Here is a 16,687-nt window from a genome sequence, read left to right as displayed (position 1 = left end):
GGGCGGGCGCGCGCAGGCTCGCCCCGAACGCGTGAGCGGTTAGTAGGCGTCAACCTGGGGCTGGTCCACGGTGATCCCTGAGCTGCCGAGATTCTTCTCGAAGATCTTCGTCCAAGTGGTGCCGCCGTCGGTGAAAAGCGTGTTGATGTGGGCGCGCAGCGCGTCGTCGCCCTTCGCGAGGCCGACACCGTACTTCTCCTCCGTGAACACCGGACCCGTTGTGACCATCAGGTTCTCGGGATCCTGCGCGGCGTAACCGATCAGGATGGCCTGGTCGGTAGTCACGGCGTCGACCTGACCGTTGACGAGATTCTCAACGCACGCCGAGTACAGGTCGAACTCCTGCGTCTTGATCTTCGGGTAGTTCTCCTTGATGTTCTGAATCGGCGTCGAGCCGGTCGCCGAACACACGGTCTTGCCGTCAAGTTCTTCGAGCGTCTGAACATCGGCGCTGCCCTGCTGTATGAGGAGGCCCTGTCCGGTGATGAAGTAGGGGCCGGCGAAGTCGATGTCTTGCTTGCGCTTGTCGTTGATTGAGTATGTGCCGACGTAGTAGTCGATGTCGCCGTTCACGATCGCTTGCTCGCGGTTGGCCGAGGCGATCGCCTTGTATTCGATCTTGTCCTCGCCGTAGCCGAGAGAGGAAGCGATCCAGCGCGCGATATCGACGTCGAAGCCGCTGCGCTCCTTCGTCACGTTGTCGAGATACCCAAGCCCCGGCTGGTCCTCTTTGACCCCGATGACAACCTTGCCGCGTTCTTGGATCTCGTCAAACGTCGGGCTCCCCTCGATTTGCACGTTCTCAGCAGGCTGCGGGATCACAGACTCGGTTGCGTCACCGCCCGAAGCGTCGGGAGTGCTGCCCCCGTTGCAGGCGGTGAGCGTCAGCGCAGCGGCGGCAACGAGGGCGCCGACGGCGAGAAACTTTTTGGTACGCATGGTGGTTTCCTTTCGGTGGATCGGATTTCGGGTGCGCGCGAACATCGCTCCGCCGGCTGACGGAGTCGCTCCCACGCGGGCCGCGCGGGTCAGTTGGTGATGAGCTTCGAGAGGAAGTCCCGCGCGCGCGTGCTCTGCGGGTTCGTGAAGAACTCCTCGGGCGTCGCTTGCTCGACGATCTGCCCGTCGGCCATGAACACCACGCGATCCGCCGCGCGGCGGGCGAAGCCCATCTCGTGGGTCACCACGATCATGGTCATACCCTCCTTCGCCAGGCCGACCATCACGTCGAGCACCTCGGTGATCATCTCGGGATCGAGGGCGCTCGTCGGCTCGTCGAACAGCATCACCTTGGGGTGCATGGCGAGCGAGCGGGCGATCGCGACGCGCTGCTGCTGGCCGCCGGAGAGCTGGGCCGGCAGCTTCGCGGCCTGCTTCTCCACACCCACCCGGGCGAGGAGCTCCATCGCTTCGCGCTCGGCCTCCGCGCGGCTCACGCCGTGCACCTTGATCGGACCGAGCGTGACGTTCTCGAGAATGGTGAGGTGGGCGAACAGGTTGAACGACTGGAAGACCATGCCGACCTCGGCCCGCAGCTTCGCGAGCGCCTTGCCCTCGGCCGGCAGCTCCCTTCCGTCGACGCGGATCGAGCCGCTCGTGATGGTCTCGAGGCGGTTGATCGAGCGGCACAGCGTCGACTTCCCCGAGCCCGACGGGCCGATAATCACGACGACCTCGCCAGCGTCGATCGCGAGATCGATGTCGGTCAGGGCTTGGAACTCGCCATAGTGCTTCTGCACGTTCTCAACGACCACCAGCGGTTCGCGCGCGCTCATCTCGTCTCCGTCTTCTGGATCTCGGCCCGATCCACTTCTCGCGTCCCGGGCCTGCTGCCTGTCTGAACGATCCGGGGTGCGTTGCCGCCCCGAGACGGAGTGCGACAAGCGCGTTCACCTTCGAACCGCTTGCCCCAAAGCTAGGCCCGCCCGCCGAGCGGGGTCAGCCCTCTTGAGCGCTTCTTGAGCATTCGCTTGAGCACTTCTTGAGATTCAGGGCCGGATCAGCGCCGGGCGTCGATGTAGAACTCCGCTGCGCCGGGATGGAGCTCGAGCGGATCGGTGAAGATCGCCTGCCGCCGGTCGAGCAGCTCAGCCGCAGGGACCTTCCGCGCGATCGCGGGTCGCGCGGCGAAGAGCACCCGAGTCGCATCGAAGATCATCGCGTCGTCGGCATCGGCCGCGGCAACGATGTAGTTCGGCACCGTCATCGTGCTCGTCTGAGGCTCGGCTCCAGAGATCCCGACCGGGAACTCGGTGAGCCGATACACCGCCGCGTGCCGAGCGTTGACTCGCGACACTGTGCCCGCGTCGATGGGGAGGAGGCGGATCGGCTGGTCTCGAGCCAGCCGCTCGATCGACGGGGTCGGCAGCCCGCCGACCCAGAAGAAGCCGTCGATCTCGCCGCGGCGGAACGCCGCGATCGAGGACTCGAGGCCGAGCCCCGGGTTGTCCACCTGATCGAGTGCGACACCCGAAGCTTCGAGAACGCGGCTGGCGATCACCTGGACACCCGACGTCGCCGAGCCGAGTGAGACGGTGCGCCCCGCGAGGTCAGAGATACTGCGCACCTCAGAGCCGGCGGGCACGACCACTTGCACTGACTCGTCGTAGACTCGCGCGACGGCGCGGAGCGGGAGCGGTTCCGGGAAGGTGCCGGTGCCTGCGATCGCGTCAGCGGCGGTGTCGGCTTGAGAGAAGCCGATGAGCGCTTCACCCGCGGCTACGCGCTGCAGGTTGTCGACCGACCCGTCGGTCTCGGCGACCGCGACGTCGACGCCCAGCTCGTGGCGCAGTGCCTCCGCGTACTGCTTGCCATAGGTGTAGTAAATACCGGCGACCCCGCCTCCCGCGATGACGTACTGCGGCGCTCGTGCGGATTCGGGGGGCGATCCCACACAGCCGCTCAGGCAAAGCATCGCGGCGAGCACCGCGAGCGCGCCCCGCCGTGCCCGGAAGCGTCGCGTCCGATCGCGCATCACTCTTCCACCCCTGGCAGCCGCAGCACGACCCGCAGCCCGCCACCCTCGGGTGCCTGCACCTCGACACCACCGCGGAGATCCCCCAGTAGGTCGGAGGCGATGGCGAGCCCCAGGCCGGATCCCGGCACGTTCTGGTCCCGCGGGCTCCGCCAGAAGCGACTCGTCACGAGTTCGAGCTCTTCCTGCTCGAGACCAGGCCCGCGGTCCCGAATCGCGATGCGGCACCCGTCCACTTCACAGACCACCGTCACGTCGACCTTTGATCCCGCCGGGGCGAACTTCAGCGCGTTGTCGAGCACCGCGTCGAACGCGCTCTCGACTGAGGTCCGGTCGGTGAGGCTGAACGCTGAGTGCTCCCCTCGGAGCTCGACCACAACGCCGCGATCCGACGACACCGGCTCCCACGCAGCGATGCGGTCCGCCAAAAGCTCCACGAGATTGACCGCGACGAAGGCGGAGTCCTGACGCCCGGATCTCGCCATGCCGAGCAGAGCGTCGAGAATCTCGGTGAGCCGGCGCCCCTCGGCACGGGTCTTCTCTACATCGGGTTCCCACGAGTCGTCGAGCCCAGTCGCGAGGTACTCAACACGCATGAGCAGCGCACCGAGCGGGTTCCGCAGCTCGTGCGAAGCGTTCATCGCGAACGCTTCTTGGCGCCGCATGACCCGTTCGATCTCTTCCGCCATCTGGTTGAACATGCGGATCATCCGCCGCATCTCCGGCGGACCGGTGTCATCAGCGATACGCGCGTCGCGTTCTCCCCGCTCCACCGCGGCCATCGCCCGATCGACGCGCAGCATGGGGCGCAGTACCCAGTTCGCGAGACGGATGACGGCGAACAGCAGGAGGAGCACCGTGAGCAAGCAGGCCGACGCGAGTACTCCCCAGTGTGTGAGGATCTGGGTGCGCACCCGCTCGGCGTTCTCAGCGATGAAGATCGCGCCGATCACGTTCCCGTCGTCGAACACAGGCTCGACCGCGACCAGTTCGCCGAGCGACCAGGGAAGCACGGGCGGCGCCGGGTCGCTCCGCCGCCCGGAGAGTGCCAGCGCGACCTGGTTCTGCGCCGAGCTATCGAGCGCGTCGAAGCTGCCCCCGCCGGAGGCCCACAGTATCCCGCTGCGGTCAAACACCGCGATGCGCGTGCCGTAGAGCTCGCTGAAGCGCGTCATCTCCCCCACCACGGTACTGGCGTTCCCGGCACGCAGTGCTTGCCGCACCCCACTCTGGAAATAGCTCAGGTCACCAAGCTGCTGGCTCGATACTTCCTCCTGCACGGTGCGCGCAACGCTCCAGGCGTACGCGCCGCCAAGCGTGAGCAAGATCACGGTCATCGGGATCAGGAGGACGAGGACGAGACGCTGCCGCACGGCTCACACACCCGTCAGCCGGTATCCGACGCCCCGAACCGTCGCGATGAGCGACGGCCGGTCGAGCTTCCGCCGTACGGATCCAACGTGCACCTCGAGCGAACGACTAAAGCCGTTCCAGTCGCTCCCCCACACCTCGCGGATAATGCGGTCGCGCGGCACCACTACCCCGGGGTACCGCACGAGCACTGCGATGATGTCGAACTCCTTTGGGGTCAGCTCGACTGGACCCCCGTCGACCAGCACGAGCCGGTTCGCGAGATCAATGTACACGCCATCGACGGAGACCCCGGAGCTGTGCTCCGCGTCGCTCGGCAGGGCACGCGACCGCCGGGTCACCGCCTCGATGCGAGCAACGAGTTCTCGCACATCGTACGGCTTCACCACGAAGTCATCGGCCCCCGCATGGAAGCCCTTGATCCGTTCCTCGACATGACTCCGGGCGGTGGCCACGATGATCGGCACGCCGGAGAGTCCGCGGATCCGTCGGCAGACGTCGAGGCCGTCCATGTCCGGCAGTCCGAGATCGAGCAGCACGGCGTCGGTGTCAGCTCCGAGTGCCTCGAGCGCGGCTGCGCCGCTGCCCACCCACTCCGTGGTGTATCCAGCCTGACGGAGGAACGCGCCCAGCGCGTCGGCAACGCGCTCGTCGTCTTCAACGATCAGGATCTTCATGTCGGCCTTCTCCGCCCGCTCGGGAACATCCCCATCCGTTCATTCTAGGGAGGCCCGAGCGGTGGGCCGCACGCGGCGCCCGCTACTCGTACATGCCGATGTTGATCGGCCCCGTGAGGTCAGGCGCGGGGGCGCGGAAGCCGCGCGTGGTGATGAGCAAGTAGGCCGCGCCGAGCGCGAGCCAGATCCCACCGATCACCATGGACACGGTGTCGAGACTCAGCCAGAGCCACACATTGATGACCACGCCGATGCCCGGCACGATCACGAAGCCCAACCACGCGCCCGGCCCGCGCCGCTTCAGGAAGCGGAAGAACACGAAGATCACCGAGAGGTTGACGAAGGTGAACGCGATGAATGCGCCGAAGTTGATCATCGATGCTGCCCGATCCAAATCGACGAACAGCGCGGTGAGCGCAATCGCCGCCACGATGAGCACGTTGACCACGGGCACGCCGGTGCGCGGGTTGATTCGCCCGAAGAGGCGCTTCGGCAGTGCGCCGTCGCGGCCCATCGCGTAGAGCAGCCGCGCCGCACTCATCTGCTGCGTGATGCCACAGCCCAGCACGGCCATCATGTAGCCACCCACAAAAATGGCCTGGAACGCCGCGCCGCCGATGTACTTCGCGATCTCGGGCGATGCACCGACGATGTCGCCGAGCTCGCTCACGTCCGGGAAGAGCACCTGCATCACGTAGGTGACGGTCACAAAGAACGCCCCGGCCACGCCAATGATGATGAAGATGGCGCGCGGGATATCACGCTCGGGCCGCTCAGCTTCCTCCGCGAGCGTCGAGACCGCGTCGAAGCCGAGGAAGGAGAGCGCCAGCACGGCGGCGCCCGCCGAGATCGCCGCGAGCTGAAGGTCGCTCGAGATGAAGGGCTGCACGCTGAAACCAGAGCCGTTCGCGCCGTTCGTGATGTTGACGATCGTGAGCACGACGAAGAGGATCGCGACCACCAGTTGGATGCCGACCAGGATGATGTTCATGCTCGCGGCGAGCTTCACGCCAATGAGGTTCATCACCGTGCAGATGCCGACGGTGAGAAGCACCCAGACCCAGAACGGCACATCAGGGAACACCGCCCCCATGTAGATTGCCGAGAGGATCGCGTTGATCATGGGTAGGAGCAGGTAGTCGAGGGTCGCCGCCCACCCGACGAGGAAGCCGATGTGCGGGTTGATCGCCTCTTTCGCGTACGTGTAGGCGGACCCCGCGATCGGGAAGAAGCGGACCATGCGCGAGTAGCTGAACGCTGTGAACAGCACCGCGACGATGACCACGAGGTACGCGAGGGGGACGTGGCCGTCGGTGACGTCTGACACGATGCCGAACATGTCGAACACGGCGAGTGGCGCCATGTACGCGAGACCGATGAATACGAGGTGCCGCAGCTTCAGCGTGCGCCGCAGCTGGGCCGGGCCCGCGGCGGAGCCAGGCTCCGCCGCGGGGGTGGCGGCCGCCTGCGATGCAGGTGCGGCCGAGGTGGTGATTTCAGTGGGTGATGACGCCGTTGACATCGTGGGTGTCCTGTCTAGTGTGCGTGTCCGTGGTGGTGGTCGCCCGCGGGTTCGCCGCAGGACTGGCCCGCACCACCGGGATCCTGGCTGCGATCGGCCGCGGCCGCGCCGCCCTGTTCCCCGAGCACGTCATGGATGGCGGTGCCGCCCACAACGGTGAGATCAGCGCGCTGCGCAAGCAGCTCGGCGGGATCCATCGCGTACAGGTCGCCAGACCAGACGACGAGATCAGCGAGCATGCCAACGCGGAGCGTGCCGACCGTGTCCTCGCGGTGGAATGCTTCGGCGCCGCCCGTGGTGTACGCGCGCAGCGCACGATCCAAATCGAGGCGCTCCGTCGAGGTCCAGGCGTCCGAGCCGTCGAGGCGCGCGCGGGTCATCGCGCTGTAGAGGCCAACGAGCGGATCCATCTCGCCCACCTGCCAGTCGCTCGAGAACGTGACGCGCGCGCCAGAGTCGATCATCGACTTGAAGCGCCATGCGCGATCCCACCGCGCCTCGCCGACGTTCTCCATCCAGGTGCCGGCAACGAGGTCGGGTGACGCGTGACGCGGCTGCATGGCGGCGACAACGCCGAGCTCCTGGAAACGCGGGAGATCCTCGGGGGCGAGGCACTCGACGTGCACGATGCCGTGCCGGGTGTCGCGCACTCCGTTTGCACGCTGGGCCGCCTCGATCGAGTCGAGGGTGAGCTGGATGCCCCAGTCGCCCGTTGCGTGGGTGTGCACCTGGTAGCCGAGGCGGTCGAGTTCAACGAAGAGCTTGGTGAACTCGGTGGGCTCGAGGCTCGGGTGCCCGCGGTGGCCGGGGCGGTTCGCGTAGTCCTGGAGCATCGCGGCGGTGTGCGGCTCGATCACGTCATCGGCATAGAGCTTCACGGGCCCGAGCGAGAAGCGCTCGTGCTGCGGGGTCTCGCGGATGGCCTCGGTGATGCGTGCACGGAAATCGCCGTCGGCGCCCACCGGGTGGTAGATCGCGGCGATCGTGCGCGAGGTGAGCTTGCCCTCGCGCTCGGCGCGCGCGAACAGGTCGAGCTCGGCGAGCGGCACTTGGGGCTCGACCACGGAGGTGATGCCGACCGAGGCGGCCATCTCGAGGCTGTTCGTGATCTTGCGGTAGCGACGGTCGGGCGAGTACATGGGGATGTCCCGCTGCAGTTCGGCGAGGCCAGCGATCGTCATGGCGCTCGTGTAGAAGTCGGTGACCCAGCCGGTCGGCTCGCCCGTGGTCGCGTCGATCTCGGGGTTGCCCCACGCGATCTCGCCGCCGTTCAGGATGCCGAGCTTCGCGAGCGCCGGCCGGTTGAGCCAGACGGAGTGCTGGTCGTACGTCGTGATGAAGACGGGCTTGTCCGTGACGCCCACGAGATCGTGGGCGTTCGGGCGGCGGCCCTCGACGACCGAGTAGAGCGCGTTCTCGGCGCAGATCCAGTCGAGTTCGGGGTGCGTCTCGGCGAACTCGGCAATGCGCGATCGCACGACATCGAGACTCTGCACCTGGTCGAGGCTGACAGCAAGATCGTCGAAGCCAAGCAGCAGGTGGTTGTGCGTGTCGGCCACGCCTGGCGTGAGGAGACGGCCCTCGAGCTGCACGGTCGTGCGCGCTGCGGGGGCATCAGCGGCGGATCCCACGTAGCTGATGCGGTCGCCGGTCACGCCGAGCGCTTCGGCCCAGGGCTGCTGCGGGTCGAAGGTACGGATGCGCCCGCCCGTGTAGAGAGTGTCGACGGCCATGTCTGCTCCTGAAGTTCTGGGCGGCCGGGAACCGGCACGCCACGAAGTTATTTAACACCAGAGTAAATTAATTCACTCAGATGTCAAATAACCGCGGGGCGGCGCGCTGCGGCGCGCACGCTCTGGCATACTGACAGGCGTGGCACGCCCCAGTACGCAGAAGCAGCGCCGCATCGAGGTCATCGACGCGGCGCTCACCGCTGCCGCCGAGCACGGACTCCGCAATCTCTCACTCACTGACGTGGCGAATCAGGCCGGCGTGACCCGCGGCGCGCTGCTCTACTACTACGACGACCTCGAGGCAATCCTCGTCGAGGCGCACGCCGCCGGTATGGCCCGCGTCGGCACGGAGCGCGCCGAGCTGGTTGCGCAGCACAGCTCCCCGGCGGGGAAGCTCGCCGCGGCGATCGACGCCGGGCTGCCGAGCGGCCCCGACGATGCGCTCATGCGGCTGCTCTACGAGTTCGACGTGCTGGCGGGCAAGTCGCCGCTACACGATGCGCTCGTGCAGCAGCTCTACGGCGAGCAGCTGCAGCTCTACACCGGGATTCTTGAGGAGGGTGCGGCGTCCGGCGATTTCGCACTGACTGGCGCGCTCGCGGACACTGCCATGAACTTCGTTGCGCTTGAGGACGCATATGGGCTGCACATCGTCGCGGGCGGCAGCATCACGGTTGCCGACGCGCAGCGCGCCATCCGCGCATTCGCTGCGCAGGCGGGCGCCCCACTCTCCTAGTTCGCCCGCCGGCTCAGCCTGCGGCTAGTAGCGCTCGCCCACGCGCACCTGGTAGCCCGCGTCGCGCAGCGCCTGCGCGACCTGCTCGCCGTGCTCGGCGCCGCGCGTCTCGATGTGCAGCTCGAGCTCCACCTCACTGACAGGCAGCTCGGTCGCGTGGCGCGTGTGGATCACCTCGATGACGTTTGCGTTCTGCTCAGCGACAATCGTTGCCGTGCGCACGAGCTGGCCGGGCACGTCGGGCAGCAGGATGCGCAGCTTCGTGTAGCGCGCCGCAGCGGCAAGGCCGTGACCGATGACGCGCTGCAGCAGCAGCGGATCGATGTTGCCCCCCGACAAGATGGTTGCCGTCGGGCCGGAGAGCTGCAGCTTGCCCGTGAGCATTGCCGCGACACCGGCGGCCCCCGCGGGCTCGACGACGAGCTTGGCGCGCTCGAGCAGCATGACGATCGCGCGGGCGATGTCGTCATCGCTGACCGTCACAACCTCGTCCACGTAGTCGCGCACGAGGTCGAAGTTGCGCACGCCCGGACGAGCCACCGCGATGCCGTCGGCGATCGTCGACTTGGTCTTGATCGTGACGGGCTCCCCCGCTGCGAGCGACACAGGGTACGGTGCGGCGTTCTCGGCCTGCACGCCGATGATGCGGATATCGCGGCCTTCTTCGGCCGCCCACTGCTTCGCCGCAGCCGCGACACCGGCGATGAGGCCGCCGCCGCCGATCGGGACCACGATGTTCTCGATTTCGGGCGCAACGTCGAGCATCTCGAGCGCGATGGTGCCCTGTCCCTCGATCACGGCGGCGTCGTCGAACGGCGGGATGAAGGTCGCACCGCTCTCGCGCACGAAGTCCTGCGCGGCCTGGTTCGTCTCATCAAACGTCGCACCAACGAGCTGCACGTTCGCCCCGTAGTTGCGCGTGGCCTGCAGCTTAGGCAGTGCGACGCCGAGGGGCATGAAGATCGTTGCAGTGATCCCGAGCTCACGTGCCGCGAACGCAACGCCCTGCGCGTGGTTTCCCGCGGATGCCGCGACCACGCCGCGGGCGCGTTCGTCCGCCGTGAGCTGCGTCAGGCGGTTGTACGCGCCGCGAAGCTTGTATGCGCCCGTGCGCTGCAGGTTCTCACACTTCAGGTAGACGCGCGGCACACCCAGAATCTCGGCAAGGAAACGCGACGACTCGAGCGGCGTGCGCCGCGTCACCCGGTGCACCACGTCGAGCGCTGCACTGAAATCGTCCAGGGTGGGTGCCGTGGTGGTCTGCGTCATGAGAGGCCTTCCTTGCGATTCAGTTTGGCGACGCTTCGCGCGCGATGCTTCGCCTGCTGGTGTGTTCGTTCACGTTTGTGGTATTCGGCCACCGGGTCGGTGCCGCGCGTCCACTCCCGCTTCACGAGTGTGTTGACGATGGAGTTCGCGGCGGCTGCGAGCGGCACAGCGAAGAGGGCGCCCGGAATACCGGCGATGAGCGCACCGGTCGAGACCGCAAGCACCACGCCGAGGGGATGGACCTTCACCGCATTGCCCATGACGAGCGGCTGCAGCACGTGGCCCTCAATCTGGTTGACGAGGATCACCACGCCGAGCATCAGGAGCGCATTCACGGGGCCGTTGTAGACGAGCGCGATGAACGCCGCGAGCAGGCCGGTGGTGATCGCACCGAGGAACGGGATGAACGAGCCAAGGAACACGAGCACCGCGATCGGGATCGGCAGCGGCACGCCAAGCAGCGCGGCGCCCACGCCGATGCCCACCGCGTCGACGAACGCGACGAAGATTTGCACACGCACATACTGTCCGACCGACACCCAGCCGGTGCGGCCGGCCGCGTCGACGGGAGCGTGCGCGCGGGCGGGCAGGAAGCCGAGCACCCAGAACCAAATTCGCTTGCCGTCGATGAGCAGGAAGATGAGCGAGAAGACGGTGAGCAGCGCGCCGGTGACGAACTGCCCCGCCGAGGTCGCCACACCGAGTGCACCATTCAGGATCTCAGTCTGGTGCTCTTGCACGGTCTTGAAGATCTGCTCGGTGAAGCCCTGCAGCTGGTCCGCGGTGATGCCGAGCTTGTTGTCCTCGATCCAGTGCAGCACGTCCCACCACACCTCTTCAGAGCGGGAGGCGAGGTCGCCGAGGCCGTTCCGCAGCTGCGTGACGATGAGATTGATCAGGATCCACACCGAGGCAACGAACAGCGTGAGCGCGGCGACGACCCCCATCCAGTGCGGTGCACCGCGGCGCACAAACCACTGGACGACGGGAGCAAGCAGCGCGGTGAGCAGGATCGCGACGAGGAGCGGGATCACGATGATCCGCACCTGCACGATCAGCCACAGGAACCCGGCGAGCGCGAGGGCGACGATGATGAGGCGCCACGACCACGCGGCCGCCACCCGGATGCCGAGCGGCAGCTCGGTGGCGGCGTTGCCGTCCTCGGCCGCACCCACGTCGTCTTTACGCTCTTCCACGGCACAATCCTAGCGATCGGTGTATGCGTACCCGGTGCATGCGCGCGGCCGGTTCGCCCTACAGCAGCTTCTGGAGGGGCCCGCGCGCGAGCGCCTCCTTGGTGCGCGTGAACGGCGGCATGATCGTGGCGGCAAGCGTCTCGGGGCGCAGCGGCTTTGACAGCACCGCTTTCTCGTGGCTGAACACGAGGAAGGAACGCTCGCCGTGATACGCGCCCATACCGCTCTCGCCAACCCCGCCGAACGGCAGCTCGGGGGTGACGAGGTGGAGCGCGGGCGTGCCGAAGTTCAAGGCACCAGAGCTCGTCTCGTTCTCCCACCGCGAGCGGGCCACGCGGTCGTCGCTGAACACGTACGCGGCGAGGGGCTTGTCTCGCGCTGTCACGAACTCGAGGGCGTCATCGAGTCCAGCCACCTCAACGAGCGGCAGGATCGGCCCGAATATCTCATCCTGCATGACCTGGGCCTCACGCGATACGCCGCCGAGCACCGTCGGCGCGATCCACCGCGTTTCCGCTTCGTGCTCGCCGCCGGTGAGGATCTCGCCGTCCTCGAGGTAGCCGATGAGTCGCGCAAACTGCGCGTCGGTGATGATCCTGCCGTAGTCGGGGTTCCCCGCCGTGGCGGTGCCGTACAGATCGTGGATCGCGGCGACGAGTGCGGGGCCCAGCTTGCGCAGCACCTCCGCGGTGCCGAGCACGTAGTCGGGCGCAATGCAGGTTTGCCCGGCGTTCATGAACTTGCCCCACACGATGCGGCGCGCGGCGTCTGCGAGTGGCACCGTGTCGTCGACGAAGACGGGTGACTTCCCGCCGAGTTCCAGCGTAATCGGGGTGAGATGTTCGGCAGCCGCGCGCGCGACGATGCGACCGACACGACCATTCCCCGTGTAGAAGATGTGGTCGAAGCGTTCCGCGAGCAGTGCGGTGGTCTCGGGCACCCCGCCAGTGACGACTGCGACGGCGCGGCGGTCAAGAACGTCGGGCAGCAAGCGCGCAATGAGCTCGGAGGTGGCCGGCGCGAGTTCGCTCGGCTTCACGATCGCCGCGTTGCCCGCAGCGATCGCACCAATGAGCGGGGAGAGCGCGAGCATCAGTGGGTAGTTCCATGGCGCGATGATGAGCACCACGCCGAGCGGCTCCGCGACCACCCGAGCTGCCGCAGGCTGCACCGCAAGCGGCACCGGCACCCGACGAGGGCGCATCCACCCCTTCAGTTCGTCGAGCGTGTGCTCGATCTCGGTGAGGAGGAAGCCGATCTCGGTCAGCTGCGCCTCTGCGGGCGACTTGCCGAGGTCGGCGTGCAGCGCGCGCTCAAAATCCGGCCCACGCTCGATGAGCAACGCGCGCAGCCGCTGAAGCTGATCGCGTCGCCACGCCTCTGGCCGGGTGTGCCCGGTGCCGAAGCTGTGACGCAGACCGGAGACGATTCCGGGGATCCGTTCGACTGAGGTGTAGACCATGGCCCCACACTACTCCGCGACTCTGCGCCCCGCCCCAGCCCCAGCACCCGCGGCCGAGGGCCCCGCGTAAAGAACCGGGTCCAGCCCGGCATAGTCTTCGATGGCATCGCACCAGCGCACGTCACCTGGCGCTCGGCCCAAGCTCCGCGTCCAGTCATACAGAATCTGCTGCCCCTGCCCGGGAGGCGAGTCAAAGTCGTGGATGATCACCTCACTCGCGTACTCCTCTGGTGCGCACGCCTCGTCATCGAAAATGGCGACGAGGTCCGGCCAACGGTAGATGCGTCCGTACACCCGTTTGCTCTTGTGCCAGGTGTACAGCACGATCGCGGTATCGTCGCCGCTCGTTGCAGCGCAGACCACCTCGTAGTTACGGAACTCGATGCCGGATCGCACGATTTCGTCAAGAAACCGGTGGAGCCTGTCGAGGTTGCTCATGCGCCCACACTAGTTTGCGCGACTGCGCCCCGGGTTTACCAGAAGTGCAGGCCCGGGATGATCAGGAAGACGCCGACGAGCACCGCGAGACCCGAGAGGCCGAAGCACACGTTCGCCGCGATCGTCGCCCACCGCGGGCGGCCCAGATCGATGTCGTCGTCCTCGTCGTCGCGCGACGGACCGTTCGGCTCGAAGCTGCCGTCGGGGCGCGGCGCGGGCGGCGCGGGCGTTGCGAGGAAGCGGATACCGAGCGAGTAGAGCGCCACGACGAACACCGCGGACACCAGTGCGGCGCCGAAAACAACGAGGAATGCCATCCAGTCGATCATTATCGCTTCTCCCCGGTGTTCACATCGCTGCTCGCGTCGCGGTCGCTGGCTGCCTTCTCCGCCGCCTCAGCAGCGTCTGCCTTCTCCGCATCACGGAGCGCCTTCTCGGCTTCCTTTGCGGCGACGTCGTCGCGCACGGCCGACTGAGCGACGGGCGTGAGCTGAGTCATCGAGCCGGTCTTCGTCTTCACGGGCTTGACCTTGCTCTTCCGGATGCGCACCGCGTAGCCGGACTCGGCAACATCGGGGACCGGGATCGCGTTCGAGTGGTCCACCTTGTTGCGGCTGGAGCGCCAGAAGATGAAGAGGATGAAGCCGAGGCCGAGCACGGCATCGATGATGATGCCGACCATGCCGAGGTGCGCGATGAGCGCGGCGATCGCACCAACGGCGCCTGCGGCGGGAAGCGTGAAGAGCCAGCCGGAGGCGATGCGGCCGACGGTGCGCCAGCGCACACTCGACCCGCGGCGACCGAGGCCCGAGCCGATCACGGAGCCGGAGGCCACCTGCGTGGTCGAGAGCGCGAAGCCGAGGTGCGTCGAGGCGAGAATCGTTGCGGCGGTGCTTGTCTCGGCCGCGAAGCCCTGCGCCGGCTTCACCTGCGTGAGCCCCGCACCGAGCGTGCGGATGATGCGCCAGCCGCCGGAGTACGTACCGATTGCAATCGCGAGGGCACACGAGATGATCACCCAGAGGTGGGGGCCCGTATCCGGATCCTGCATGTTCGCGGCGACAAGCGTCAGCGTGATGACACCCATCGTCTTCTGCGCATCGTTCGTGCCGTGCGCGAGGGCGATGAGCGAGGAGGAGGCAATCTGCGCGTAGCGGAAGCGGCCCCGGCCGTCCTTCTTGCCGTCATGGCGACGCGTGATGGCGTACGCCACCTTCGTCGCGGTGAACGCCACGATGCCGGCGGTGAGCGGCGCGGCGAGCGCCGGGATGATCACCTTCGAGAGCAGCACGCCACCGTTGATCGCGGAGAAGCCGGCGCCCACAATTGCGGCACCGATCAGGCCGCCGAAGAGCGCGTGCGAGGAACTGGACGGGAGCCCGTAGAGCCACGTCAGCAGGTTCCACACGATCGCGCCGATGAGGCCCGCGAAAATCATGGCGGGCGAGATGAGCACACCGCCGTCGCCCTCGTTGATGAGGCCGCCGGAGATCGTCTTCGCCACCTCAGTGGAGAGGAACGCGCCAACCAGGTTCAGCACCGCAGCAAGGAGCACGGCGGTCTTCGGCTTCAGCGCTCCCGTGGCAATCGGCGTCGCCATCGCGTTCGCCGTGTCATGGAAGCCATTGGTGAAGTCGAAGAAGAGGGCCAGTACGATGACCAGCAGCACGACGAGAGTGAGTTCCACCGGCGTCTTTCGTTCGGGAGCAGGGGCCGTGGACCACCCGCGTGTCACTAGAACTTCACCGAACGTTCAGCAGAGATGCCTTGACACGCGAGCGCCACGTTCATGCTTCCACCTTGAACGGGGCAGGTCAAGCTGGGAAAGGGTCGTTTACCTGTCGTTCACCCGGGCCCAGCGAGCACTCGATCTCCGGCGCTAAACTGGCGTCCCGCAGATCCATAGGAGGTTCCCCGTGAGCACGGCACAGCTGAGCGATTTCGTCCCCGAGTCTGGCGCGATCACCATGTTCTCGACGGAGTGGTGCGGCTACTGCAAGCGCCTCAAGTTGATGCTCGACAAGACCGGCATCGCGTACACCGAGGTGGACATCGAGAACACGCCGGGCACCCCGGAACTCGTCATGGCCGCGAACGGCGGCAACCAGACCGTCCCTACCGTCGTGTACCCCGACGGCACGACGGCGACCAACCCCTCGCTCAACGATGTGAAGGCGCAGCTCGGCCTCTAGCCGAAGCTGAGGCGCGCCTCCTCGTAGCGCGCGGCGGGCACAGTTTTCAGCGCGCCGACCGCCTCTTCGAGAGGTACGAGTTCGACACGGTCGCCGTGCAGCCCGGCCATGGTTCCCCAGGCACCGTCGTTCGCGGCGTCGGCTGCGGCGATGCCCGTGCGCGTGGCGAGCACGCGGTCGAACGCGGTCGGTGAGCCGCCCCGCTGCACGTGCCCGAGAACGGTGGCGCGGGTCTCGATACCCGTGCGCTCCTCAATGCGCGGGGCGAGCACCTCGGCGACGCCCCCGAGGCGTGGCCGCCCGAAGCCGTCGAGCCCTGCGCGCGTCACCACGTCGGCCTCGCCCGCCGGACGGAAGCCCTCGGCAACAACGACGAGCGACGAGCGCCCGCGGTCGCGCACGCTGAGCACCCACTCGCAAATCTGCTCGACCGATTCGGGGAACTCCGGCAGCAGGATCAGCTGCGCGCCGCCCGCCATCCCGGCGTGAAGCGCGATCCAGCCAGCGTCGCGACCCATCACCTCAAGCACCATGCAGCGGCGGTGCGACTCCCCCGTGGTGCGCAGCCGGTCGATGGCCTCGGCCGCGACCGACACGGCCGTGTCGAAGCCAAAGGTGTAGTCCGTGCCGCCAAGATCGTTGTCGATTGTCTTTGGGACCCCCACGACGGGGATCCCTGCGTCGTCGAGCATCTGCGCAACCGTCTGCGTGCCGTTGCCGCCGATGAGCAGGAAGGCATCGATCCCGAGCTCTGTCATGCGCGCACGCACGGCCGCAAGTGCTTCGGGGGTGGCGACGCCGTCAGGGAACGGGGGGACCCGGCTGGTGCCGAGCATCACGCCGCCGAGCGGGGAGATGCCGCGCACAGCGAGGCGGTCGAGCGGCACGGTGTCGCCGTCGTGGAAGCCGCGCCAGCCGTCCATGAAGCCGACCATCTCGAAGCCGTGCACCTCGACCCCGCGGAGCACCGCGCCGCGAATGGCCGCGTTCATCCCTGGGCTGTCGCCGCCTGAACAGAGCACACCAATCCGCATGAGTCCCCTTCGCATCCGGGTGCCGCGCCGGTCACTCCGGCGAGACTTGTCCCATGCTAGCGGTGGCGAGAATCACGCGAACA

Annotated in this window: 16 protein-coding genes; 2 read left to right on the top strand and 14 right to left on the bottom strand. The window is 67.2% G+C overall.

Features of this window, described 5'->3' with window-relative positions:
* Positions 1 to 39 precede the first annotated feature (39 nt).
* From ACR81A_RS02615 to ACR81A_RS02585, 7 genes are all read right to left on the bottom strand, one after another.
* Positions 40 to 939 carry a glutamate ABC transporter substrate-binding protein gene (locus tag ACR81A_RS02615; protein ID WP_202382231.1) on the bottom strand — a complete coding sequence of 300 codons (900 nt, stop codon included), beginning with the start codon at positions 937 to 939 and terminating at the stop codon, positions 40 to 42.
* Positions 940 to 1,028: 89 nt separating this feature from the next.
* Positions 1,029 to 1,775 (bottom strand): amino acid ABC transporter ATP-binding protein, encoded by a 747-nt coding sequence (locus tag ACR81A_RS02610; protein ID WP_025135024.1) that lies wholly within the window; start codon positions 1,773 to 1,775, stop codon positions 1,029 to 1,031.
* A 224-nt stretch (positions 1,776 to 1,999) separates the two neighbouring features.
* Positions 2,000 to 2,974 carry a TAXI family TRAP transporter solute-binding subunit gene (locus ACR81A_RS02605; protein WP_202382232.1) on the bottom strand — a complete coding sequence of 325 codons (975 nt, stop codon included), beginning with the start codon at positions 2,972 to 2,974 and terminating at the stop codon, positions 2,000 to 2,002.
* On the bottom strand, positions 2,974 to 4,347 hold the full coding sequence (locus ACR81A_RS02600) for a sensor histidine kinase (protein ID WP_440312489.1): 1,374 nt from the start codon (positions 4,345 to 4,347) through the stop codon (positions 2,974 to 2,976). Before ACR81A_RS02600 ends, ACR81A_RS02605 begins: the two co-directional genes overlap by 1 nt.
* Before the next feature lie 3 nt (positions 4,348 to 4,350).
* The gene (locus ACR81A_RS02595) at positions 4,351 to 5,022 is read right to left on the bottom strand and encodes a response regulator transcription factor (protein ID WP_202382234.1); all 672 of its coding nucleotides are present in this window, start codon (positions 5,020 to 5,022) and stop codon (positions 4,351 to 4,353) included.
* 82 nt (positions 5,023 to 5,104) lie between these two features.
* Positions 5,105 to 6,544 carry an APC family permease gene (locus ACR81A_RS02590; RefSeq protein ID WP_440312488.1) on the bottom strand — a complete coding sequence of 480 codons (1,440 nt, stop codon included), beginning with the start codon at positions 6,542 to 6,544 and terminating at the stop codon, positions 5,105 to 5,107.
* Positions 6,545 to 6,558: 14 nt separating this feature from the next.
* The gene (locus tag ACR81A_RS02585; RefSeq protein ID WP_440312487.1) at positions 6,559 to 8,277 is read right to left on the bottom strand and encodes an amidohydrolase; all 1,719 of its coding nucleotides are present in this window, start codon (positions 8,275 to 8,277) and stop codon (positions 6,559 to 6,561) included.
* 139 nt (positions 8,278 to 8,416) lie between these two features.
* On the opposite strand from ACR81A_RS02585, the gene ACR81A_RS02580 reads away from it, so the two are divergent.
* Positions 8,417 to 9,013 (top strand): TetR family transcriptional regulator, encoded by a 597-nt coding sequence (locus ACR81A_RS02580; protein WP_202382237.1) that lies wholly within the window; start codon positions 8,417 to 8,419, stop codon positions 9,011 to 9,013.
* A 24-nt stretch (positions 9,014 to 9,037) separates the two neighbouring features.
* Here ACR81A_RS02580 and ilvA read toward each other — a convergent pair whose 3' ends face one another.
* Genes ilvA through ACR81A_RS02550 form a run of 6 tightly spaced genes read right to left on the bottom strand, consistent with a single transcriptional unit; the run spans position 9,038 to position 15,065 of the window.
* Positions 9,038 to 10,282 (bottom strand): threonine ammonia-lyase, encoded by a 1,245-nt coding sequence (ilvA, locus tag ACR81A_RS02575; RefSeq protein WP_202382238.1) that lies wholly within the window; start codon positions 10,280 to 10,282, stop codon positions 9,038 to 9,040.
* The gene (locus tag ACR81A_RS02570; protein ID WP_202382239.1) at positions 10,279 to 11,478 is read right to left on the bottom strand and encodes an AI-2E family transporter; all 1,200 of its coding nucleotides are present in this window, start codon (positions 11,476 to 11,478) and stop codon (positions 10,279 to 10,281) included. Before ACR81A_RS02570 ends, ilvA begins: the two co-directional genes overlap by 4 nt.
* Before the next feature lie 58 nt (positions 11,479 to 11,536).
* Entirely contained in the window at positions 11,537 to 12,940 is a 1,404-nt protein-coding gene (locus tag ACR81A_RS02565) for an aldehyde dehydrogenase family protein (RefSeq protein ID WP_440312486.1), read from the bottom strand.
* Between the two features lie 9 nt (positions 12,941 to 12,949).
* The gene (locus ACR81A_RS02560; protein WP_440312485.1) at positions 12,950 to 13,378 is read right to left on the bottom strand and encodes a hypothetical protein; all 429 of its coding nucleotides are present in this window, start codon (positions 13,376 to 13,378) and stop codon (positions 12,950 to 12,952) included.
* Between the two features lie 35 nt (positions 13,379 to 13,413).
* A complete protein-coding gene (locus ACR81A_RS02555; protein WP_202382242.1) occupies positions 13,414 to 13,707 on the bottom strand; it encodes a hypothetical protein in 294 nt (97 codons plus the stop codon).
* Positions 13,707 to 15,065 (bottom strand): inorganic phosphate transporter, encoded by a 1,359-nt coding sequence (locus tag ACR81A_RS02550; RefSeq protein WP_202382243.1) that lies wholly within the window; start codon positions 15,063 to 15,065, stop codon positions 13,707 to 13,709. Before ACR81A_RS02550 ends, ACR81A_RS02555 begins: the two co-directional genes overlap by 1 nt.
* A 280-nt stretch (positions 15,066 to 15,345) precedes the next feature.
* Here ACR81A_RS02550 and ACR81A_RS02545 point away from each other — a divergent pair, with 280 nt between their 5' ends.
* Entirely contained in the window at positions 15,346 to 15,570 is a 225-nt protein-coding gene (locus tag ACR81A_RS02545; RefSeq protein ID WP_440313122.1) for a mycoredoxin, read from the top strand.
* On the opposite strand, the gene ACR81A_RS02540 is transcribed toward ACR81A_RS02545, so the two are convergent.
* Complete coding sequence (locus ACR81A_RS02540) at positions 15,567 to 16,604, bottom strand: 6-phosphofructokinase (protein WP_202382244.1); 1,038 nt, start codon at positions 16,602 to 16,604, stop codon at positions 15,567 to 15,569. The two genes, ACR81A_RS02545 and ACR81A_RS02540, sit on opposite strands and share 4 nt — an antisense overlap.
* Between the last annotated feature and the right edge of the window lie 83 nt (positions 16,605 to 16,687).

This window comes from Leucobacter chromiireducens (assembly GCF_051993095.1).
Taxonomy (GTDB): domain Bacteria; phylum Actinomycetota; class Actinomycetes; order Actinomycetales; family Microbacteriaceae; genus Leucobacter; species Leucobacter chromiireducens.
The sequence above is the reverse complement of the archived record's forward strand: the minus strand, read 5'-3'. Positions and strand labels throughout refer to the sequence as shown.